Raw genomic sequence first — 22301 nt, forward strand, 5'->3', positions numbered from 1 at the left:
TATGTAGCTTTTGTAATACTTTTATAGGAGAGAAATAATTTTATTTTCCTGCCTATGAAAGGATTTTTACCATTACTGCTGTTTTTTTTATTTCAATGGAGTTTTGGACAATCTGTTGAAGGGAAACTAATTCATGGAAAAATAGTGGCAAATTCCGGAAATATTGATGGAGTCACGATTGTGAATATCGTTAATGAAAAAGCTACTGTAAGCGACAGTAATGGTGAATTTTATATTTTGGCAAAAGTCGAAGATTTATTAGTTTTTTCTTCTTCTAATTTAGAAATCCATCGTAAGCTTATTGAAGAAGAAGATTTGAAATCAGAATTTTTAACCATCAAAATGTTTGATAAAATCAATCAGCTTGATGAAGTGGTAGTTAACAAACATCCGGAAATAAATGCCGTTTCGATGGGAATTATTCCTAAAAAAGTAAAACATTTTACTCAGATGGAAAGAAAATTGTACACGGCAGGTGATTTTAAACCCATACACTTACTGGGACTTTTGGGTGGAGGTTTAGAACTTGACCCAATTATAAATGCTATAAATGGTCGGACTAAATCAATTAAGCATATGATTGAAATCGAAAAAAAATCTAGTTTGTTAAATCAAATAGAATATCTTTTTGATGAAGAATATTATACAAAAAAGTTACGTATTCCTAAAGAGCACATCAAAGGATTTCAATATTATTGCGTGGAGGATGAAAAAAACAGTAGTATTTTGAAATCGGAAAATAAAACGAATATTGAGTTTTTGATGGCCCGGTTAGCAATAGAATACAATGACATAATTCTTTGTGAAGCAGAATAGAAATTATCTAGTTTGGATTGGGATTTGCGTGAGGGATAGTAGTGGAAATCCTTTATGTTTTTCTTTTAAAAACATAAAGATTGCAGCGAATAGCCCGACCCTTTAGGGACACGCCACAAAAAAGCCCCAAGTTTTACCTGAGGCTTTGTCTTTCATCGTTTTATTAGAAAATTATTTAGTTGTTTTTGGCACAACTACATTGGGTTTTGTTTGCGGCGCCATATCTGTACCTAAATAGAAACCAGGGTGAGGTGGCTGATTGTAAGATGAATTTTGCCAGGCTATCGCTACTCTGTATTGGGTGTCGTGCATCAATGTATATAATTTATGATCAGTAGGGATGTTAGTAGTATAAATTCTAATAGCAGTATTATCCTCTTTGCGTAAAATTACTTCTTCACGCCAGTCTCCAAAAAGATCCGCGCTTAAACAAGGTGTTGCTTTTGTTCCGTTGTTTGATTTGTAACCTATAGCAGTTAGTAAATTATCGCTTTTAGCATTGGTATAATCCCATTTGTCAATTCTGTTAGAGTTTAATAATTCTCTGCTTAAATCACCGTCCCACCAGATGGCAAAATTCATCGAAGGTTTAGCAGTTCCTATTTCGTTTCCTTTGCAATTGTATAAATTGCCTACTGAACCCCAGTATTCATAGCCTTTATGGCGAGGGTCAATATCAGCAGCCAGACCACGACCTACATCGATTCCCTGACCATTTACACCCCATAATGGTTCTCCTGTTTTGGCATCTCTGAATTCAAGTCCGTATTGACCGTAACTTCTGGGACTTTCATGACATTGCCATACTTCCTGACCGGGACGATCGGGATCCATATCAGTCATGTGCAGAGAATCCCCATGCCCCAGACCATTGGAATATAATGTTGTTCCGTCATCATCAATCGCATTACTGCCATTACAGACTTCGTCTTTCCCGTCTCCGTCAACATCACCCACAGTCATCTGATGGTTTCCCTGTCCGCGGGCAGCTTTGTTTTCAGCATCGTCACTGTCATAAATCCACCGTTTTGTAAGTTGGTTGTCTCTCCAGTCCCATGCCACACGAACAAGTCTGGTGTAATAACCACGACCCATAACCAGACTAGGTTTTTCTCCATCCAGATAAGCAACAGCAGCAATAAAACGATCAACGCGATTGCCATGATCATCACCCCAGCCAATACCGTTTCCGCCACGGGCAGGTAAATAATCAGTAGTTGCCATTGCTTTACCAGTTAATCCATTAAAAACCGTTAAGAACTCAGGGCCTGATAAGATAAATCCGTTTTCATTTCTATAATCTGCAGTAGCTGATCCTATTACTGTTCCAGTTCCGTCGATAGTTCCATCGGCAGTTTTACAGGCCATTTCAGCTTTGCCATCAGAATCTAAATCATATACCATAAATTGGGTATAATGTGCTCCGGCACGAATATTTTTTCCTAAATCAATTCTCCAGAGCAAAGTTCCGTCCAGACGATAGCAATCAATAAATACATTTCCGGTATAGCCTTTGTGCGAGTTGTCATGCGCATTGGAAGGATCCCATTTTACAAAAATTTCATATTGTCCGTCTCCATCCACATCGCCCACACTGCAATCATTCACGTTGTAAGTGTAAGCACGTCCGTCAGGACTGGTTCCGCCAGCGGGAATTTGCATCGGTATATCTAAATAGGGATTAGCCCATACACTAACTTTTTCTGAAGCAGCTTCTTCTTTACCATCCACAATCGCACGAATGTAATAGTTGCCATCTGTGGTTGTTTCGTGAGTGAAATTGGTTTTTGTAGTAAAAGGACTTTCGCTCACTTTTTTACCATTGCAGTACAAATTGTAACTCACGTTAGTAGGTTCGGTTCCCAGCATTCGCCAGTTAATATAGACCTGATTGGGGTTTACACGCGTGGCAACAAGACCTCGATTTAGTTTTTCTACTATTCGTTGCGCCTGCATTGGTGAACTAATTCCGAAAATTAATAAGAGCAGAATGACTGATTTTCTAAGAAAATCTGAAGTAAATTTTTTATTCATAATTGGTTTATAGGGTTGGTTGATTTGGCTGCAATTGCTACAAAATTAGTGCCAAAAAAAGCCCCAAGTTTCCTTGAGGCTGATTATATGAAAATCTAACTTTAGACTATCCAGCCAAAGCGTCTTTGATTCTTTTTAATGCTTCTTTCAACAATTCGTCGCTGGTAGCATAAGAGAAACGAATACAGTCCGGGTTTCCAAAAGCATCACCGGTTACTGTTGCTACATTAGCTTCTGCTAAAAGATACATCGAAACATCGTTAGCATCTTTGATTTCAGTTCCTTTTAAAGTTTTTCCGAAGAAAGAAGAAACGTCAGGGAATACATAGAAAGCTCCTTCCGGAACGTTGATTTTAATTCCTGGGATTTCTTTCAACAATCCAACAACTAAATCTCTACGGCTGTGGAAAGCCTGAACCATGTGGTTTAATACTGATGGATCAGCATCAACAGCAGTAATAGTAGCACGTTGTGCCACAGAATTTGCTCCTGAAGTTACTTGTCCTTGAATTTTAGTACAGGCTTTAGCAATAAATTCCGGTGCTCCAATGTATCCAATTCTGTATCCGGTCATAGCAAAAGCTTTTGCAACTCCGTTTACAGTGATGGTTCTGTCAAACATTCCCGGAACAGATGCAATACTGCAAAAAGTTCCTGAGAAATTGATGTGCTCATAGATTTCGTCAGCAACCACATAAACGTTTGGATATTTTTCTAAAACTTTAGCTAAAGCTGTTAATTCTTCTCTGTTGTAAACAGATCCAGAAGGGTTACAAGGAGAAGAGAACCACATCATTTTAGTTTTTGGTGTGATAGCCGCTTCTAATTGTTCCGGTGTGATTTTGAAATCAGTTTCTACAGAAGTTGGTACTTCTACAGGAACTCCACCTGATAATTTTACAATTTCGAAGTAAGAAACCCAGTAAGGTGCTGGTAAGATTACTTCGTCACCGTCGTTTAACATTACCTGTGCAATGTTGTATAAAGATTGTTTAGCTCCTGTAGAAACTACAATATTTGCAGGTTTGTAGTCTAAGTCATTGTCTCTCTTGAATTTTCTGCAGATAGCATCTTTCAATTCAGCATATCCGTCAACCGGTGAATAGGTGCTGTAGTTTTCGTCAATCGCTTTTTTAGCGGCTTCTTTAATGAAGTCAGGCGTGTTAAAGTCAGGTTCTCCTAAACTTAAACTGATGATGTCTTTACCCTGCGCTTTTAATTCTCTGGCCAAAGCCGCCATTGCTAATGTTTGTGATGTAGCAAGATTGTTAATTCTGTCTGAAAGTGGATTACTCATTAATAAAGTGTTGATAGCCCTGAATTTTTTTATTGGAAACAGGGTGGTTAATTATTTGTTTTAATTAATTATTGTTCAAAAGTACCAGGTACTTCATTTATTTTTTAAGCCATTTCTGGTTTCATTCCTAATTCTTTTAAATGCCTGAAATGTGCAATAATTGCATCTCGCATGGTTTTGTATTCATAATAAGGCAGGTTGCATTCCTGTGCGGTTTCACGAACAATTTTTGCAATTTTGCCATAATGAATGTGACTGATATTTGGAAAAATATGATGTTCTATCTGATGATTTAGACCTCCGGTGTACCAGTTTACTAATCGGTTTTTAGGAGCAAAATTAGTTGTGGTAAATAATTGGTGAATAGCCCAGGTGTTTTCCATTTCGCCTAATTCATTTGGTGAAGGATTTTCAGTTTCTTCTACTACGTGAGCCAATTGGAAAACAATACTTAAAATTAATCCTGCAGTATAATGCATGATAAAGAATCCAATTAATACTTTCCACCAGACAATTCCAATTACGATTGGTAAAACAATCCAGATAGCAACATAAATAATCTTAGTGATGATTAAAGTAGTCCATAAAATTTTAGGACTTTTAGGTTCACCATAAGATAATTTTCTTTTCAGATAGTTTCTCATTTGCTTAAAATCGGTTGTAATTGCCCAATTAAAAGTCAATAATCCGTATAGAAAAACAGAATAATAATGTTGAAAACGATGAAAACGATGCCATTTAGCACTTTTAGTAAAACGAATGATTCTTCCTGCGTCTAAGTCTTCATCATGCCCGGGAATATTGGTATAGGTGTGGTGCAGTACATTATGTTGTACCTGCCAGTTGTAGACATTTCCGGCTAACACATAAATGGTTCCGCCCATAATTTTGTTGACCCAGTTTTTATTCGAATAAGAACCATGATTGCCATCATGCATGACATTCATACCTAGTCCGGCCATCCCAATTCCCATAACAATAGTTAAAAGCAGGTGTGCCCAAAAAGGCATATTAAGGGTAAGAATTAAAAAATAAGGGACAAGGAAAACGGTAAAAAGTATAATCGCTTTTAAATGGAGTTTCCAATTACCTGCTTTTGAAATGTTATTTTCTTTGAAGTAATTGTTTACCCGCAAGTTAAGCGTTCTAAAAAACTTTAGTTTGTCTTGCTTAGCAAATGTAGGTGCGGTTGTATTCATATAATTCAAAAATAGCGTTCAAAGATAATTATTTATAAATTTTAACTCTGCAAAATTGAGTTAAATATTTCAAACTTAAAAATAGTACTTTTGTTAAAAAAAATAAAACGATGGACGAAATATTGCGCTATTTTCCGGATTTGACCGATATTCAAAAAGAACAATTTCAAAAACTGGATTTTTTATACCACGATTGGAATGAAAAAATAAATGTAATCTCCCGAAAAGATATTGATTCCTTATATACTAAACACGTGCTGCATTCTTTAGGAATTGCTAAAATCATGAAATTTGAACCTGGCAGTTATGTTCTGGATGTGGGAACCGGTGGCGGATTTCCGGGAATTCCATTGGCTATTCTGTTTCCCGATACCCGTTTTTACCTGATTGATGTAATTGCTAAAAAAATAAAAGTAGTTCAGGGAGTGGCTGATGCTTTGGGACTTAAAAATGTAAAAGCAGAACAAATTCGTGCCGAAAATGTAAAAGGTGATTTTGATTTTATCGTGAGTCGTGCTGTAACTAATATGCCGGATTTTGTCTCCTGGGTAAAAACCAAAATCAAGAAGCAACAGAAGCACGAATTAAAAAATGGAATTCTGTACTTAAAAGGGGGAGATTTATCTGAAGAATTAAAAGATTTTCCAAAAGCCACACAATACGATTTAGCAGATCATTTTAAAGATGAATTTTTTGAAACAAAGAAAGTGGTGCATTTACCGTTGAAGTTTGTGGTTTAAAATTTGTGAACAAAATAACTTTTTAACTTTTAAATTTCAGAATTATAATGGTAAACAAATTACGATCAGGTTTTTTTTTGTTAGTATTACTTGTCGTTGCTAATGTAAACGCACAAAAAACGGATACAGGAAACTGGTTTCTGTATTTTGGAAATCAAAAAATTAATAATCGCTGGAACTGGCATAACGAAGTGCAATACCGTAATTATAATTTTGCCGGAGATTTGGAACAATTATTATTGCGAACAGGTATTGGCTATAATTTATCCGAAAACAATAATAATCTGTTGTTGGGATATGCTTATATTCATTCCGAGCCTTATGTGGCAGGAACGGATGATAAACTGGAAACCGATGAGCATCGCATTTTTCAACAGTTTATCACAAAACAACAATTTGGCAGAATCAATATTCAGCATCGTTATAGGATTGAAGAACGATTTGTAAAAGATGATTTCAAATTGCGATTGCGTTATTTCCTTTCTTTGAATATTCCTATTAATAAAAAAGAGATGGAGAAAAACGCTGTTTATGCTTCTGCATACAATGAAATCTTCCTGAATACAGAGCAGAATCATTTTGATCGAAATCGATTGTATGGCGGAATTGGTTATTGCTTTAGCAAAAATATAAAAGTAGAGGCGGGCATCATGTCGCAAATGTTAGCAAACAACAGTAGAGCACAATTTCAAATTATGATTTTTAATAGTTTGCCTTTTTAGATTTCTACAGAATAAAAAAATAAAAACTACCCGAATTCAACTAATTTGAATTTGGGTAGTTTTTTTTAATCTAAAATCTGATTTCTAAAATCTGAATCTATTCTCCTAAAAACGGATATCTGTAATCTTCAGGAGAGACAAAAACTTCTTTAATTGTTCTTGGCGAAACCCAACGCAGTAAGTTTAAAACAGAACCTGCTTTATCATTCGTTCCCGATGCTCGGGCACCCCCAAAAGGTTGTTGACCCACAACGGCTCCCGTAGGTTTGTCATTGATATATAAATTTCCTGATGCGTTTTGTAGTTTTACAGTTGCTTCCTCGATTGCATAACGATCCTGACTAAAAATAGCTCCTGTAAGTGCATAATCAGATGTTTCGTCGATAAGTTTTAAAGTATCTGCCCAATCAGAATCTTCATAAATATAAATAGTTAAGACAGGACCAAATAATTCGGTTTCCATCGTAACGTATTTCGGATTTGTGGTCAGAATAACGGTTGGCTCAATAAAATAACCAACAGATTTATCATAATTCCCTCCGATGATAATTTCGGCATCGGCATCATTTTTAGCTCTGTCAATATACCCGGCTAATTTATCAAAAGAGCCTTCATGAATAACAGCGGTGATAAAATTCCCAAAATCTTCAGGAGACCCCATTTTTAGAGATTTAATATCCGTTGTAAGTTGGTCTTTAATAGCTGGCCATAAACTTTTTGGGACATAAACTCTGGATGCTGCGGAACATTTTTGCCCTTGGAATTCAAATGCACCACGTACCATTCCGGTAACAGCTTGTTTTACATTGGCACTTGGATGCACCATAATAAAATCTTTTCCGCCTGTTTCACCTACAATTCTTGGATAGGTTTTGTAATGATGAACATTAGCGCCAATTTTTGCCCAAAGATCTTTAAACACATGAGTAGAACCGGTAAAATGCAATCCTGCAAAATCTCGGCTGGCTAAAATGGTATCGGTAATCATGGCAGCATCTCCAAAAACAACATTGATAACCCCATCAGGAAGTCCTGCTTCTTTGAAAACTTCGATAATAATTTTTGCCGAAAAAACCTGACTGTCACTCGGTTTCCAGACTACCACATTTCCCATCATAGCAGCACTTGCAGGCAAATTAGCAGCAATAGCCGTAAAGTTAAAAGGGGTGATGGCATAAATAAAACCTTCCAGCGGGCGGTATTCGAGTCTGTTCCAGATAGCAGAGTCAGAAGTAGGTTGATCTGCATAAATTTGTGTCATAAATTCGACATTGAAACGTAGAAAATCGATTAATTCACAGGAAGCATCAATTTCTGCCTGATGAATATTTTTAGACTGACCAATCATCGTTGCGGCATTAATTCGGGCTCTGTAAGGTCCGGCAATTAATTCGGCTGCTTTCAGGAAAATAGCGGCACGTTGTTCCCAGGCCATGTTAGCCCAGGCTGTTCTTGATGTTAAAGCATTTGCAATAGCGCTTTCAATATGTTTTTTTTCGGCAAGATGATAACTACCTACTATATGTTTGTGATCGTGCGGAGGAGTAATATTTTGAGTGTTTCCGGTTCTGATTTCTTCTTTTCCAATGTATAGCGGAACGTCAATTTTAGCATTCCACATTTTTTTGTAAGCAGATAAAACGGCTTCTTTTTCGGGAGAATCAGGAGCATATCCTTTTACGGGTTCGTTGACAGCTTTGGGTACTTTGAAAAATCCTTTTAGCATATTGTACTATTTAAATTATAAATTATTGATTTTATCAAAAATACAAAGCTTATTTTTATTTCTCTCCCAATACAATATTAAAATGTTGGAATTTAATAAATTAATCGAATGAAATTATAAGGTACTTAAGCTGGTTAAGAATTAAATTTGGTACCGATGGAAAAATTGTTTTTCTGTAAAAAACGACTATTATGAAAATTCCACTTTTAGCTTTTAATGATAAAGGAATTTATTGTCAACAGGCCGATGTATATCTCGATCCCTGGCGACCGGTAAAAAATGCCATCATTACACACGGACATTCTGATCATGCACGCTGGGGGCATCAAAATTATATTACACATCATACTAATGTTCCTGTTATTAAGCATCGTTTGGGCGAAATAAATGTAACTGGAAAAGAGTGGGGAGAAACATTTGTCATCAATAACGTGAAATTTTCACTGCACCCGGCCGGGCATATTATAGGAAGCTCACAAATTCGAGTGGAACATAAAGGAGAAGTCTGGGTTTTTACAGGAGATTATAAAACGGAAGATGACGGAATTGCTGTTCCTTATGAAGTTGTAAAATGCCACACTTTTATCACCGAATGCACTTTTGGGCTGCCGGCATTCAACTGGACTCCGCAAGTCGAAGTGATTACTGAAATCAATAATTGGTGGGCAGAAAATAAAGCTGAGGGAAAAACATCTGTTCTTTTTGGGTATTCTTTAGGGAAAGCACAACGGCTTTTGAAATATTTAGATACTGATATCGGTAAAATCTACACGCACGGAGCAATTGAAAACATGACGAATGTTTTGCGTCCGATGGTGGATTTTCCACCTACAACATTAATAACCCGTGAAACCAAAAAAGAAGATTTTGCAGGAAATATTGTTCTGGCTCCGCCAAGTGCTCACGGAAGTGTATGGATTAGAAAAATGACGCCTTTTGTGACGGGTTCTGCAAGCGGCTGGATGGCTTTTCGCGGAGCCAGACGCAGACGGGCTATTGACAAAGGTTTTGTATTAAGCGACCATTGTGACTGGTTTTCTTTATTGGACAGCATCAAAGCGACCGGTGCTGAGAAAATAATATGTACGCACGGTTACACCGATATTTTTTCGAAATATCTAAGAGAACTGGGTTATGATGCCCGAACAGAGAAAACACAATATGAAGGAGAAAGCGAAGAAACGGAAAAAGATGTGGAAACGGAAAAAGAACTTTAGATGAAAAATTTTGCCCAACTTATCAAAACCCTTGACAGTTCTAATAAAACCAATGTAAAAGTAGATGCACTGACAGCCTATTTTAAAAATGCATCTCCGGAAGATAAGGTGTGGACCATTGCAATTTTGTCTCATCGGCGTCCGCCCAGACCTGTGAACACGACTTTATTGCGTACCTGGGCAAACGAACTGGCGAATATTCCGTTATGGCTTTTTGAGGAAAGTTATCATATTGTGGGCGATCTGGCAGAAACTATCGCTTTGATTATTCCCACCACAAAAGAACATTCGGATAAAAGTCTGACCGAATTTCTACAGGAAATCATTGCATTAAAAAAGAAATCAGATGCAGAAAAAAAAGAATATTTACACCGGAATTGGCTGGCTTTGAATTATTATGAGCGCTTTGTTTTTACCAAATTAATTACCGGAAGTTTGCGAATTGGCGTAAGCCAAAAATTAATGACCAGAGCTTTGTCCCGTGCAGAAAATGTTGATGAAGATGCTCTGGCTTATAAATTAATGGGGAATTGGGATCCCAATGCAATCACTTTTCAGGAATTGATTCTGGATGAAAAAAGCAGCGATTATTTGTCAAAACCTTATCCGTTTTATCTTGCCTATCCCATTGAAGATAACATAGGAAGTCTGGGAAATCCTGAAGACTGGTCGATAGAACATAAATGGGACGGGATCCGGTCGCAAACTATTATTCGGGAAAATGAAATGTATGTATGGTCAAGAGGTGAGGAGTTAGTCACAGATAAATATCCGGAGTTTCAGTCTTTTATTGGAATAATCCCAAACGGAACTGTTATTGATGCTGAAATTTTAGCATTTCCGGAAGGAGAAATAGGGACTTTTAATGAGTTGCAAACCCGTATTGGTCGTAAAACCGTAAGTAAAACACTGTTGCAAAAAGTACCTGTAATTCTAAAAGCCTACGATATTTTAGAATGGGAAGGACAGGATATTCGAAATTTGCCTTATTCAGAAAGACGATTATTACTGGAACAACTGTATGATGTTGTAAAAGATAAGCTGCCTAATTTTCAACTCTCACAAAGAGTTTTGTTTGATTACTGGAAAGAGGTAACTACCGAAAGAATGCGGGCTCGCGAAATGAAAAGTGAAGGTTTGATGCTGAAACGAAACGACTCTTCGTATCAGGTAGGAAGGAAAAAAGGAGACTGGTGGAAATGGAAAGTAGAACCTTTGGTAATTGATGCGGTTTTGACCTATGCCATGCGGGGGCATGGTCGTCGTTCGAATCTTTTTACGGATTATACTTTCGCCCTTTGGCAAAATAATGAACAAGGCGAAAAAGAATTAGTAACTTTTGCAAAAGCATATTCCGGTTTAACCGATGCTGAATTTCGAAAAGTAGATAATTTTATAAAGAATAATACGTTGGAACGATTTGGTCCTGTCCGGAGTGTTACGCCACAATTGGTTTTCGAAATTGGATTTGAAGGGATTGCACTTTCAAAAAGGCATAAAAGTGGCGTTGCAACGCGTTTTCCAAGAATCTTAAGATGGCGGCATGACAAAAAAATTGAAGACGCAAATTCCATTGAAGATTTAAAAAATATGATTCCTTAAAGTGAAAACTTCCTCATGAACAGAGAAGAACTATATATTATTGCAGAGAATTGGTTTAAAAAACAGGGTTGGAAGGCTTTTCCTTTTCAGACTCAAACCTGGACTGCCTTTTTACAGGGAAAAAATGGTTTACTGAACGCTCCTACAGGAAGCGGAAAAACCTATGCCTTATGGTTTCCGATAGTTCTGGATTACATAAAAAAGAATCCCAATTATAAAACCAGGCACAAACCCGGATTAAAAGCTGTTTGGATTACGCCATTACGGGCACTTTCTGTTGAAATTAAACAAGCTGCTGACCGCATTGTTGAAGATTTGGATTTGCCACTGACAGTTGGGATTCGATCCGGAGATACTTCGCAAAGCGAAAGAACAAAGCAAAGTAAAAAAATGCCCGATTTGTTAATTACAACGCCCGAAAGTTTGCAATTGCTTTTGGCATCCAAAGAATTTTCCAGAACTTTTGCCAATTGTTCTGCTATTGTAGTTGATGAATGGCATGAATTGTTAGGAACAAAACGCGGTGTTCAAATGGAATTGGCGTTGTCCCGTCTAAAAACGGTTGCAGCCGGAATGCGAATCTGGGGAATTTCTGCAACCATAGGGAATCTGGAATTAGCGCAACAGGTGTTATTGGGGCCTGATTCAAAAGCGTATCAGAATTCGGTTTTGATAAAGGCTCATATTAACAAAAAAATAAAAGTGCTTTCGATATTACCTGAAAAAATGGACAGTTATCCGTGGCGCGGACACATGGGGCTACATTTGATTGATGAGGTGGCGAAGATCATCAGAAATAGCAAAACGACTTTAATTTTTACTAATGTGCGTTCTGCCTGTGAAATATGGTTTCAGGCTATTCTGGAAAAATATCCGGAATTTGCCGGCGAAATGGCCATGCATCACGGAAGTATCAGCAGAGAAACCCGCTTGTGGGTCGAAAATGCGATTAGAAATGAAGAACTAAAAGTTGTGGTTTGTACTTCGAGTCTGGATTTAGGGGTCGATTTTGCGCCTGTTGAAACAATTATTCAGATAGGAGGGCCAAAAGGAGTGGCGCGTTTTTTGCAAAGAGCAGGACGAAGCGGACACCAGCCCGGAAAAGAAAGTGTAATCTATTTTCTTGCTACCCATGCTATCGAATTAATTGAAGCTTCGGCTCTGAAAAAAGCAGTGGATAAAACTATTGTAGAAGAGAGAATTCCATATTTAAATAGTTGGGATGTACTGGTGCAATACCTGAATACCTTAGCGGTTTCGGATGGTTTTTTTCCGGACATTATTTTTGAAGAAGTAAAAAAGACTTTTTGTTATCAGAATATTACCAAAGAAAACTGGAACTGGATACTGAATTTTATTACCAATGGAAGTCAGAGTCTTCATATTTATGATGAATTTAAAAAGGTAGAGATTGAAGAAGATGGACGTTTCAAAATCAATAACCGGTTTATTGCTATGCACCATCGGATGCAAATTGGAACAATTGTGGGAGATTCGGCATTGCATGTGAAGTTTCTGAGCGGTGGTTACATTGGTTCTATTGAAGAATGGTTTGCGTCTAAATTGCAACCGGGAGATGTTTTTACTTTTGCCGGAAAAAAACTGGAATTATTCCGAATTAAAAATATGCAGGTACTGGTACGAAAAGCAGATCTTAAAAAGGCATCACGAACGGTTAGCTGGATGGGAGGAAGAATGGCGTTGTCAGTACAAATGAGTGAATTATTGCGGGAGGAATTATATGCTGCCAATACCGCTAAACTCACGCCGGAACTCAAAGCTTTAAAACCCATTTTTGAAAGGCAACGTAAGGAAAGTATTGTTCCTGATGCCGATGAATTTTTAATAGAAACGTTTAAAACCAGAGAAGGATTTCATGCCGTGTTTTACCCTTTTGAAGGAAGATTTGTGCATGAAGCTTTGGCGAGTATGCTGGCATACCGGATTAGTCTGTTGTTTTCCATAACCTTCTCTTTAGCATATAATGATTATGGTTTCGAATTGTTATCGGATCAGGAAATTGATATGGAAGCAGTTTTTGATAATAATTTATTTTCCACAGCATATGTGCATCAGGATTTACAAAAAAGTCTGAATTCAACCGAAATGGCAAGAAGAAAATTCAGAGATATTGCAGTAATTGCCGGATTAGTTTTTACCGGAATGCCCGGAAGACCAGTTAAAACCAAACATTTACAAAGTGGTTCGCAGTTATTGTTTGAAGTGTTCCGGGATTATGAACCGGATAATTTGTTGCTTCAGCAGGCTTTTACCGAAACTTTTGAACATCAGCTGGAAGAAGGGCGTTTGATCCAGGCTTTAGAAAGAATCAACCAGCAAAAGATTGTATGGAAACAATGTAAAAAGCCAACACCCTTTAGCTTTCCGATAATTACAGACCGGCTACGGGAAAAATTATCCAGCGAAACGCTACTGGAAAGAATTAAAAAAATGACAGCCAGTTATATGAAATAATTGTTTATGAAGATAATAATTAATAATCAGGAATTTATTTTGCATCCATCAGGTGCTGTTTTTTGGAAAGAGAAAAAAATACTTTTGATTTCAGATGTGCATTTTGGCAAAGTAGCACACTTTAGAAAATACGGAATTGGGATTCCTAAAGATGCAAGTCAGGAAAATTTCACACGTTTAAATTCTGTCTTAGCATTGTTTGATATCCAAATAATCGTTTTTCTGGGTGATTTATTTCATAGCAAAATCAACAATGAATGGGCGTTATTTGCAGCTTGGAAAAAAAAGCTCTCTCAACGAGTCATCCTGATTGAGGGTAATCATGATATCATAGGCAAGCATCATTATTCTGATTTGGATATCGAAATTTATAATGAGTTGGTAATTGATGATTTTCTGTTAACACACCATCCTACAGAAAGTGAAGCGTTTTTTAATTTTTGCGGGCACATCCATCCGGGAGTTAAATTAAGAGGTTTGGGCAGGCAATTTTTAAATGTATCTTGTTTTTTTAGAAAACAGAAGCAACTAATCTTTCCGGCATTTGGAGAATTTACAGGGAATTGTTATTTAATGCCCACAGAAAATGATATTGTTTATGCAATAACAAAAGATGAGGTAATTGAAGTAAGCAGTAATTAATTAAGCGCAAATGGAGCGCACAGTCTGAAAGTAGGGATGATTACCTTAAAAGTTTTGGTATTGGTAAAATTTATCATGTTGAAATGTCCTTTCATAGCTCCATAAGGAGAGGAAAGTAAACAACCTGAACTGTAAGTATGATTTTCACCCGGTTTTAAAACAGGTTTTTTACCAATGATTCCTTCACCATCTACCACTTCAATATTGTTCAGAGAATCAAAAATTTCCCAATGACGGGAGGTAAGTTGTACAGAATCTTTACTGTGGTTTTCAATCGTGATATGGTAACTAAAGGCAAAATGAATCTTGTAGTTTTTGAAGTAAGTGCCTTCAAAACTAGTCAAAACGGTTATTTTTATGCCTCTTGTTATCTGAGAAACCATAGTAAAATATTAAATCTATGTTTAATAAGGACAAAATTACAAAATTTTCATTTCGTATTCCTCATTTTTAAAACTTTTTTTAATTAATGATGTTCAGGGAGTTAGCAGTACCCTTGCCGATGATTCTGTCATACCGCCCGGTATTCTCTTTGTAGTATACTAAAACAGTGTATTCATTCTCTGTTTGATAGAAATTTCCGTCTATCGCATTTTCATTATCAATGACACCTTTATTGTCTGCAATTACATAATTATAGTTTGTAAACCCTTGTTTAATCAGAATTGCTTTTTCATAAATTCCCTTTTTCTCATTATAATCCATCTTATTTTCTGGCGATAAACTATAGTTATTAAACATTCCGCTCACATAAATTCCTTTGTCCAGTCTGTATGCAGGTGCTGAAAGACTAAAATAAACCCAGGCATAATCAGCTTCAATATCATTGTTTGTTGCATTTGTGTTTTTTATCACAAAATTTCCATTGATATCCTGGAATAAGGTGTAAGGGAAATTTCTTCGGGCATTATTAGTATAAAGTAAGCAATTGTAAATATCAGTACTGGCATCTACCCGGGCCACATTATTGTTAGCCACTCTAATATCTTTATTTTCAAAATACAAGAATTCGTTTCCTGCCCAAAACTGGGTTTCAATATCATATTTGTATATTAAATCATTTCCAATAGTATATTGCGGTTTGATGTTTTTTATTTCAGTATTGAAATTTCCATTTTGAATTAAAACTACGTTTATATTTTTCAGAGGATTTTGAAAAATAAGATTTTGTGATTTTATGGCAAAATCTAAATTGTGCTTGTATTCGACAACACTAATGTTCCGGGCTCTTTTTATTTGTAAAGGGACTGATGCAATATCTTCATAAATCCTGAATTTTCTGGAGAAAATAACTTCTTTGTCATCATTTAGAATTTTAAGAATATAATTTCCGCTTAAACGCAATTGTAGCGTAAACTGATTAGGGATGCTTAAATTGTAATGTGAATAAAGTTGTAAGGTATTAAAAGAATTGGAATAATTTTGAATTCTTTGGTTGTCAAATCCCCGTAAGTATTCGTTTTTAGGAATGTTGGAAGGAATCCAATTGTAGTCACAATGAATGATTTCATAATAATAGTTAGCTTCATTACCAAAAAGATCATCAAATTGAAATTCGAATGAACTACCTAATTCAAAAACCGGAACTACATTCTCATTGTTCTTTACAAAAGTAACGGTTTTAATATTATATGGCGGAGTCATTTCTTTTTGAACCTGAGCCGTAGCTAAAGTAAAAAGGAAAATAAAAAAAGTTCCTAAAATAAAAGATTTAGACATAATTTTAATTGCTATGGTGTAAATATAACAAATTAAGCCATAATTTATTATCTAAGCGGAGTAGTCTTTTATAGTTTTATTTGAAACAAACAGGTATTATTTCTCCTTTAGCCAGACAATATTTTTCTACTAATTCAGAACTGATTTTACTGGTATAATCTTCTTCAATAACAGTAAAACCAATACTTCTCAATTTGTCAAAATAATCCCTGCCATAAATGCGTACATGATCGTATTGACCAAAAATTTTAGCACGTTCTTTTTGATCGGTAATTGAGTCGTCAGCAAATGTAACTTCACGATTTAAATCTTGCGGGATTTGTAAAATAGCCATTCCGCCTGGTTTTAAAACCCGATACAATTCCTGCATGGCTTTAGTGTCATCAGGAATATGTTCTAAAACATGATTGCAAAGGATTACATCATATTGATTGTCTTCAAATGGTAGATTGCAAATGTCAGCTTTTACATCTGCCAGAGGTGAAAATAAATCAGTTGTAGTATAATCCAGGTTTTTCTGGTTTCGAAATCGTTTATAAAAAGCCTGTTCCGGTGCAAAGTGGAGTACTTTTTTAGGAGCTGTAAAAAAATCAGTTTGTTCATTCAGATACAACCAAAGCAAACGATGTCTTTCCAGTGAAAGTGTGCTCGGTGAAAGAACATTATTGCGTTGTTTTTCATAACCGTAAGGCAACATCGATTTGAAACTTTTTCCGTCAATAGGATCTGTAAAATTATTTCCTTTTAACGAATAAGCAATAACAGGACGGGCCACATAACTCAGGCGAATTAATAATGGACGGGGAATGGTATTAAGGACGAGTTTGAAAAGTTTTTTCATTATAATACCAATGGAATTTTTCTAAACTCATCTTCTTCATTGCTTTCAATTCCTAAAGCTTTATAAATATATGCAAATGTAGAAAGCAATTCCGGTTTTCCATCTATCAAAGCGACGTCATGTTCAAAATGAGCCGAAGGTTTTCCATCGGCAGTAAGAATTGTCCAGCCGTCTTTTAGTTGTTTGATGTTACGTGTTCCCTGATTAATCATCGGTTCCAGTGCAACTACCATTCCTTCTACAAAAAGTTTTCCGCGTCCTTTTTTACCATAATTCGGCATTTCCGGATCTTCGTGCATTTTTTGTCCAAGACCGTGGCCTACTAATTCACGAACTACTCCGTAGCCGTGGCCTTCAGTGTATTTCTGGATTGCATTTCCCACATCTTCAACACGGTTTCCGGCTTTAAACTCACGGATTCCCACATACAGGGACTCCTTAGTTACCTGCAATAATTTTTTAGTTTCCGGAGCTACTTCACCCACTTCAAAAGTGTAGGCATGATCACCGTGAAAACCATTTTTATAGGCACCACAATCAATAGAAATAATATCACCGCTTACCAGAGGAGTATTGTTAGGAATTCCGTGTACTACCTGAGCATTTGGACTCATGCAAAGCGAGTTTGGAAAACCGTACAACCCCAGAAAACTAGGCACAGCTCCGTGGTCACGAATGAATTCTTCAGCCAGTTTGTCAAGATGCAGAGTAGTTACCCCTTCTTTTACTTCAGAAGCCAGCATTCCTAATGTTTTTGATACGATTAAGGCACTTTCGCGCATTAATTCTATTTCTTCACGTGATTTTACTATAATCATAATTTCGGATTTTCAGTCCGCAAAAGTACAATTTTAAAAATTATTTAATCCGGATTCGCCATAATTTTAAAAAGTTCGGAGTTTGAAATATAAAACCGGTTGGATAAACTTATCTGAGCGAGTTTAGCACTAACCAGATTATTTTCGCGGGTGTTGATTAAAAACAAGGAACTTTCCCCAAAAGTAAACAACCGTTCCTCTGAGTCCAGCATGGTTTTATTATCCTGAGCTAATCTTTTGATAATTTCCAATTGTCTGTTAAGCGATTGAATTTCTGTTTTTTGTGCCTGAATTTTATTTGAAAGTTGTTGTCTTTCCACATCTATAATATATTCAGCTTCCTGAATTTTATATTTGGTTAATTTTAATTTACCGCGTTCTTTTCTTAAAAATAAAGGAAAAGAAAAATCAACACCTACTTTGTAATTTTCTCTGTCAAAATCTTTAAGATAATTAGCATCAGACAGATAAGAATAGCCTAAATTGATTTTAGGCAGTAAATCATTAGCATTTAATTTGCGCTCTATATTTAAAATGTCAATTTTACTTTGTAGGGCATTGATTTTTGGATGATTATCTAATGTATTTGACTCTGTAAGTAAACTGTTGGTTTTTAGAGTTTCCTGAATTGTACTTTCCAGTTGCGTTTCAGGGATTAATTCATCTGAAATTTCCATAGGAACAGCATTATCCAGCCACAGATAATTGGATAATTCCAGTTTAGCTTTAGCCAGTTTCAGATTGGAATCTTCCAGACTTAAAAGCCTGTTTTTAACGGTAATTCCCGCTTCAATACTATCAATTGCAGGTTTGTCTCCCTGTTCAATTAAGGCCTGAATTCCTTTATACCTTGATTTTGCGTTCTGAATATAATTTTGATATAATTGTACTTCTTCATAGTTTTTTTTCCAGTTAAAATAAGCTAATGAAGCATCATATAACACAGCAATGGCCTGTAGTTTGACCTCTGCCTCGCTTAATCTTATTTGAGTCTTTGCCTTACTTAAGTCAGCCATTCTTTTGTTAATCCACAAACCTTGTCCCACAGGAATACTTATTCCCAGAGAAGCTAATCCATCTACAGGAGTTGTATGTTCCGGATTTAAATAATAACCTTCGTTGTTTTCAAATCCCGCTTTGATTTCAATTCCATACCAAGTTGGAATTTTAAAACTGCTGTTCAGAAGGGAGTAATATTCTTTGTCTTTAAACTGTTTTTTAGCATAATCTACCTCGATTTTTGGATCAAAAGCTCCTCTTGCCATCATCAAGTCGGCTTGCGCTTTGTTGAGTGTCAGCCGGGCATTTTTGACCAGAGGATGGTATTTTTTTACATACCCCAGAAATTCATTATAACTCAGTTCTTTAGGAACTGAGTCCTGTGCAATAAGCGATGTTAAAGGGAAAAATACGAATATGTAGAAAAGTTTTTTCATTATTTCTTTTCTTTGTTTGTTGGTGTTTCTTGTTTATAATAATTAGGCGGGAATCCATTTAAAATTCGCCAGATTTCGAACCAGATAGGAACTGTATCTAATAAAGCCAGCGTTTGAGCGCCAGAGCCAATACTTAATTCTTTAGGCCATTTGGCTTCTTCTTTGTCAGGAGCAATCAGGACTCTGTATTTTCCGTTAGGACTGATGAAATTTTCTATGGCCACAATTGTTCCTCCAAAAGTACCATAAGAAATATCAGGCCATCCGGTAAAGACAATAGTCGGCCATCCATCAAACCAAACCCGCACTTTTTCACCTTTATGAATTAAAGGAAGATCTATAGGGTCTACATACGTTTCAACAGCAATTTCATAAGCGGCAGGCATAATGGTTGCTATAGCAGTTCCTTCTTTAACAGTTTCGCCTATTCCTGATTGTAACGCTCTGTTGATATAACCACTTTGAGCTGCCCGGATATAATACATTTTGTTACGGATGCTGTAATTAGCATGTTGGTTTTCCAATTTGTTTACCTGAGCTTTTGCATCATATTGATTACTCAAAGCAGTAAATTTATCACTTTGAGATTTAGAAACCTTCTCAGAATATTCTGCTTTGATTCTGCTTATTTCAACTTTTGCATTAATTAAATCATTTTTACTGGTTAATAGTTTATTTTCCTGATTAATGATTTTAGCTTCTGTTTCCTGAAGTTTCAGTTTTTTTTCTTCTACATCAGTCAAGGGTTTTAATCCTTCACTATTTAGTTTTATAGCACGATTGAATTGGGTGGTAGCAATTTTAAGCTGTGTATGTGCGGCAACTAAATCAATGCTGTCACTTTTAATTTTAAGATGTGCCTGTTTGATTTTATTGTGTGCCTGCTCCAGTTTCAGATTTTTTTCAGCTTCAATTGCTGTTAACTGATTCTCTAAGCTGACTACTTTAGATTCATAAGAGTTAACAGCACTTTTTTTAGCTTCTACCTGGTTTTTAGTGTTTTGAACTAAATTAGGATCCATGTAATCTTCTTTTATCTCTGAGATAAATAAGATTGTATCTCCTTTTCGAACAAAATCTCCTTCTTGCACATACCATTTTTCAATACGTCCGGAAATAACGCTTTGTATAGACTGCGGACGTTGATTGGGTTTTAATGTTGTTACCGCACCAGATCCCGAAATGTTTTGGGTCCAGGGTAAAAACAACATTGCAATTCCAATTATCGAAATACCAACGATAATCTTATTCAGAATTTTATAATGCACTTTGCTTTCAAGCGTTCTAACCGTTTTAAACTGCGCTAAGGATTGTTTAGGCTTGTTGTTATTTGAAATATTCAGCATTTTTTTATTTTTTTAAGTCTGCCATTATTTTACCGTCTTCCATTGTAATGATGCGATTGCTCTTTGTTTTCCAATATGGATTTTTAGAAGAAACAATTATTGTCCAGTTATGCTCTTTTGCGGTTAAAAAATCAATAATTTCATTTGCAACATTTTCATCCATAGTATCAGTTGGATCTTCATAAAAAAGGATTTTAGGCTTGTTGATGATACTTCTGGCTAATAAAATCTTTTGTACATTAGACGAGGTCAGTTGTCTCGCTTCAGGAAAAATAATGGTTTCCAGTCCTTCCGGCAATGATTTAATCAAACTATTAAGTTGTAATCCAGAAATAGCCCATTTTAAATTTTCCTGACTTACAGATTTGTTGTTAAAGGTAATGTTATCTAAAATACTTCCTTCAAAAGGGGTTTCTCCATAAATGATGGATCCTATCTGTGAACGATATTGTTTGAGGTTGATTTTCTTAAATGTATCATCGTTTATGTAAAAAGAACCGGCACTATGTTGCAACAATCCGGATAACACACGAATTAATGTGGTTTTTCCCGAGCCGTTTTTTCCGTCCAGAAATATGCGTTCACCCTGATCAATTTTTAAATTAATCATGCTCAGGGTTTTTTGTTTTGAATCCGGAAATCTAAACATCAGATTTTCAGTTTCTAAACTGATATTAGTATAACAGTTGTCAAACGTATCGGTTGTTTCTTCTTCAAGCTCCATATCGGCAACCTGACCTATTTTTTCGACAGCAGTTAATACATCATAGAAAGTTTCTAATCCCAGAATGATTTTTTCTACAGAATTTATCACTAATAAAATAATGATTTCGGCAGCAACAAACTGGCCAATATTCATTTGTTGAGATAGTACTAAATAACCTCCAACAGATAGTAAAGTTGCTGTAATCAGAACTTTAAAGCCAATTAACTGGATAAATTGTTTTTTAATAACATCAAAATGTTTTTCACGGTAGTCAATATAATGAGAAACAATAGAATCATTTTTTTGTAGCGCATAGTTGTAATTCAGGTCATTTCTGAAACTAAAATTATTACGGGCAATTTCCTGTAACCAGCCTGCAACTTTATATTTGAACTTTGATTCTTTCAAGCTTGTTTCCATTCCTGATTTATAAGAAAATTTAAATATAAAATACAATAAAAAGAACAACAGGATTCCAAAAATAATGAAAAACGGATGGTATAAAGATAAGAGGATAAGACCAAAAGCGATTTGCAGTAAAGCAGCTGAAAAGTCAATTAACAATTTAGAAGTTCCTTTCTGAATGGTTAATGTATCAAAAAATCGATTGGCAATTTCCGGCGGATAAGAATTGTAAAGTGCTTCAAATTTTATTTTAGGCAATCTGCTTGCAAATTCAAACGATGCCCGGATAAATATTTTCTGTTGTAGATTTTCAGTAATACGAAGCTGCATTAAGGATAAAATCCCTACAAGCGCGACCCCAATAATTACTATAATGATTAAAACTATCCAGGAAACACTGGCATGCCCCGATTGTATAAAATTAATAATTGCCTGAATACCTAAAGGCAAAGACAAACTGATTAATCCGGCAAAGATGGCATAGAAAAAAATCTGTGCTACATCTTTTTTATCCAATTGAAGTAAATTGTAAAATCGTTTTAATGGTGTCATAATAGGAA

The 22301-nt window shown here is 35.8% G+C and carries 18 protein-coding genes; 7 read left to right on the forward strand and 11 right to left on the reverse strand.

The features are described 5' to 3' along the window. Positions 1-54 precede the first annotated feature (54 nt). Complete coding sequence (locus ABS764_RS06470; protein WP_408080984.1) at positions 55-816, forward strand: peptidase associated/transthyretin-like domain-containing protein; 762 nt, start codon at positions 55-57, stop codon at positions 814-816. 171 nt (positions 817-987) lie between these two features. Here ABS764_RS06470 and ABS764_RS06475 read toward each other — a convergent pair whose 3' ends face one another. The 3 genes from ABS764_RS06475 to ABS764_RS06485 form a co-directional block, all read right to left on the reverse strand. Beyond that, positions 988-2850: a rhamnogalacturonan lyase gene (locus tag ABS764_RS06475; RefSeq protein ID WP_408080985.1), complete on the reverse strand. Its 1863-nt coding sequence runs from the start codon at positions 2848-2850 to the stop codon at positions 988-990. Between the two features lie 106 nt (positions 2851-2956). After that, positions 2957-4147: a pyridoxal phosphate-dependent aminotransferase gene (locus ABS764_RS06480; RefSeq protein ID WP_408080986.1), complete on the reverse strand. Its 1191-nt coding sequence runs from the start codon at positions 4145-4147 to the stop codon at positions 2957-2959. 104 nt (positions 4148-4251) lie between these two features. Further along, positions 4252-5346, reverse strand: a complete 1095-nt coding sequence (locus tag ABS764_RS06485) for a fatty acid desaturase family protein (protein WP_408080987.1) — start codon at positions 5344-5346, stop codon at positions 4252-4254. 110 nt (positions 5347-5456) lie between these two features. On the opposite strand from ABS764_RS06485, the gene rsmG reads away from it, so the two are divergent. Both rsmG and ABS764_RS06495 read left to right on the forward strand, forming a co-directional pair. Continuing rightward, the gene (gene rsmG / locus ABS764_RS06490) at positions 5457-6086 is read left to right on the forward strand and encodes a 16S rRNA (guanine(527)-N(7))-methyltransferase RsmG (RefSeq protein WP_408080988.1); all 630 of its coding nucleotides are present in this window, start codon (positions 5457-5459) and stop codon (positions 6084-6086) included. 47 nt (positions 6087-6133) lie between these two features. Next, positions 6134-6808, forward strand: coding sequence for a DUF2490 domain-containing protein (locus tag ABS764_RS06495; RefSeq protein ID WP_408080989.1), 675 nt, complete (start codon positions 6134-6136; stop codon positions 6806-6808). Between the two features lie 97 nt (positions 6809-6905). Here ABS764_RS06495 and pruA read toward each other — a convergent pair whose 3' ends face one another. After that, positions 6906-8534, reverse strand: a complete 1629-nt coding sequence (gene pruA / locus ABS764_RS06500; protein ID WP_408080990.1) for an L-glutamate gamma-semialdehyde dehydrogenase — start codon at positions 8532-8534, stop codon at positions 6906-6908. 191 nt (positions 8535-8725) lie between these two features. Here pruA and ABS764_RS06505 point away from each other — a divergent pair, with 191 nt between their 5' ends. Genes ABS764_RS06505 through pdeM form a run of 4 tightly spaced genes read left to right on the forward strand, consistent with a single transcriptional unit; the run spans position 8726 to position 14470 of the window. Beyond that, the gene (locus ABS764_RS06505; protein WP_408080991.1) at positions 8726-9751 is read left to right on the forward strand and encodes a ligase-associated DNA damage response exonuclease; all 1026 of its coding nucleotides are present in this window, start codon (positions 8726-8728) and stop codon (positions 9749-9751) included. Further along, entirely contained in the window at positions 9752-11353 is a 1602-nt protein-coding gene (locus tag ABS764_RS06510) for an ATP-dependent DNA ligase (RefSeq protein ID WP_408080992.1), read from the forward strand. A gap of 15 nt (positions 11354-11368) precedes the next feature. After that, positions 11369-13828, forward strand: a complete 2460-nt coding sequence (locus tag ABS764_RS06515) for a ligase-associated DNA damage response DEXH box helicase (RefSeq protein WP_408080993.1) — start codon at positions 11369-11371, stop codon at positions 13826-13828. A gap of 6 nt (positions 13829-13834) precedes the next feature. Continuing rightward, positions 13835-14470, forward strand: a complete 636-nt coding sequence (gene pdeM / locus ABS764_RS06520) for a ligase-associated DNA damage response endonuclease PdeM (RefSeq protein ID WP_408080994.1) — start codon at positions 13835-13837, stop codon at positions 14468-14470. Here the strand turns inward: pdeM and apaG are convergent. The 7 genes from apaG to ABS764_RS06555 all read right to left on the reverse strand — a co-directional run bounded on the left by apaG (position 14467) and on the right by ABS764_RS06555 (position 22293). Beyond that, complete coding sequence (gene apaG, locus ABS764_RS06525; protein WP_073241343.1) at positions 14467-14853, reverse strand: Co2+/Mg2+ efflux protein ApaG; 387 nt, start codon at positions 14851-14853, stop codon at positions 14467-14469. The genes pdeM and apaG overlap by 4 nt on opposite strands. 79 nt (positions 14854-14932) lie before the next feature. Next, entirely contained in the window at positions 14933-16189 is a 1257-nt protein-coding gene (locus ABS764_RS06530; protein ID WP_408080995.1) for a type IX secretion system plug protein, read from the reverse strand. A gap of 76 nt (positions 16190-16265) precedes the next feature. Next, the gene (locus ABS764_RS06535; RefSeq protein ID WP_408080996.1) at positions 16266-17030 is read right to left on the reverse strand and encodes a class I SAM-dependent methyltransferase; all 765 of its coding nucleotides are present in this window, start codon (positions 17028-17030) and stop codon (positions 16266-16268) included. After that, on the reverse strand, positions 17030-17848 hold the full coding sequence (gene map / locus ABS764_RS06540) for a type I methionyl aminopeptidase (protein ID WP_408080997.1): 819 nt from the start codon (positions 17846-17848) through the stop codon (positions 17030-17032). Before map ends, ABS764_RS06535 begins: the two co-directional genes overlap by 1 nt. Before the next feature lie 44 nt (positions 17849-17892). Continuing rightward, positions 17893-19284, reverse strand: coding sequence for a TolC family protein (locus tag ABS764_RS06545; RefSeq protein ID WP_408080998.1), 1392 nt, complete (start codon positions 19282-19284; stop codon positions 17893-17895). Next, positions 19284-20630 (reverse strand): HlyD family secretion protein, encoded by a 1347-nt coding sequence (locus tag ABS764_RS06550; protein ID WP_408080999.1) that lies wholly within the window; start codon positions 20628-20630, stop codon positions 19284-19286. The genes ABS764_RS06545 and ABS764_RS06550 overlap by 1 nt, the downstream gene beginning before the upstream one ends. A gap of 4 nt (positions 20631-20634) precedes the next feature. Beyond that, positions 20635-22293, reverse strand: a complete 1659-nt coding sequence (locus tag ABS764_RS06555) for a peptidase domain-containing ABC transporter (protein ID WP_408081000.1) — start codon at positions 22291-22293, stop codon at positions 20635-20637. Between the last annotated feature and the right edge of the window lie 8 nt (positions 22294-22301).

The sequence above is a fragment of the Flavobacterium plantiphilum genome (assembly GCF_046000495.1).
GTDB classification, from domain to species: domain Bacteria; phylum Bacteroidota; class Bacteroidia; order Flavobacteriales; family Flavobacteriaceae; genus Flavobacterium; species Flavobacterium plantiphilum.

Coding starts and splice junctions, on each gene's coding strand:
- ABS764_RS06470 (WP_408080984.1), top strand. CDS start 55: ATGAAAGGATTTTTACCATTACTGCTGTTTTTTTTATTTCAATGGAGT.
- ABS764_RS06475 (WP_408080985.1), bottom strand. CDS start 2,850: ATGAATAAAAAATTTACTTCAGATTTTCTTAGAAAATCAGTCATTCTG.
- ABS764_RS06480 (WP_408080986.1), bottom strand. CDS start 4,147: ATGAGTAATCCACTTTCAGACAGAATTAACAATCTTGCTACATCACAA.
- ABS764_RS06485 (WP_408080987.1), bottom strand. CDS start 5,346: ATGAATACAACCGCACCTACATTTGCTAAGCAAGACAAACTAAAGTTT.
- rsmG (WP_408080988.1), top strand. CDS start 5,457: ATGGACGAAATATTGCGCTATTTTCCGGATTTGACCGATATTCAAAAA.
- ABS764_RS06495 (WP_408080989.1), top strand. CDS start 6,134: ATGGTAAACAAATTACGATCAGGTTTTTTTTTGTTAGTATTACTTGTC.
- pruA (WP_408080990.1), bottom strand. CDS start 8,534: ATGCTAAAAGGATTTTTCAAAGTACCCAAAGCTGTCAACGAACCCGTA.
- ABS764_RS06505 (WP_408080991.1), top strand. CDS start 8,726: ATGAAAATTCCACTTTTAGCTTTTAATGATAAAGGAATTTATTGTCAA.
- ABS764_RS06510 (WP_408080992.1), top strand. CDS start 9,752: ATGAAAAATTTTGCCCAACTTATCAAAACCCTTGACAGTTCTAATAAA.
- ABS764_RS06515 (WP_408080993.1), top strand. CDS start 11,369: ATGAACAGAGAAGAACTATATATTATTGCAGAGAATTGGTTTAAAAAA.
- pdeM (WP_408080994.1), top strand. CDS start 13,835: ATGAAGATAATAATTAATAATCAGGAATTTATTTTGCATCCATCAGGT.
- apaG (WP_073241343.1), bottom strand. CDS start 14,853: ATGGTTTCTCAGATAACAAGAGGCATAAAAATAACCGTTTTGACTAGT.
- ABS764_RS06530 (WP_408080995.1), bottom strand. CDS start 16,189: ATGTCTAAATCTTTTATTTTAGGAACTTTTTTTATTTTCCTTTTTACT.
- ABS764_RS06535 (WP_408080996.1), bottom strand. CDS start 17,030: ATGAAAAAACTTTTCAAACTCGTCCTTAATACCATTCCCCGTCCATTA.
- map (WP_408080997.1), bottom strand. CDS start 17,848: ATGATTATAGTAAAATCACGTGAAGAAATAGAATTAATGCGCGAAAGT.
- ABS764_RS06545 (WP_408080998.1), bottom strand. CDS start 19,284: ATGAAAAAACTTTTCTACATATTCGTATTTTTCCCTTTAACATCGCTT.
- ABS764_RS06550 (WP_408080999.1), bottom strand. CDS start 20,630: ATGCTGAATATTTCAAATAACAACAAGCCTAAACAATCCTTAGCGCAG.
- ABS764_RS06555 (WP_408081000.1), bottom strand. CDS start 22,293: ATGACACCATTAAAACGATTTTACAATTTACTTCAATTGGATAAAAAA.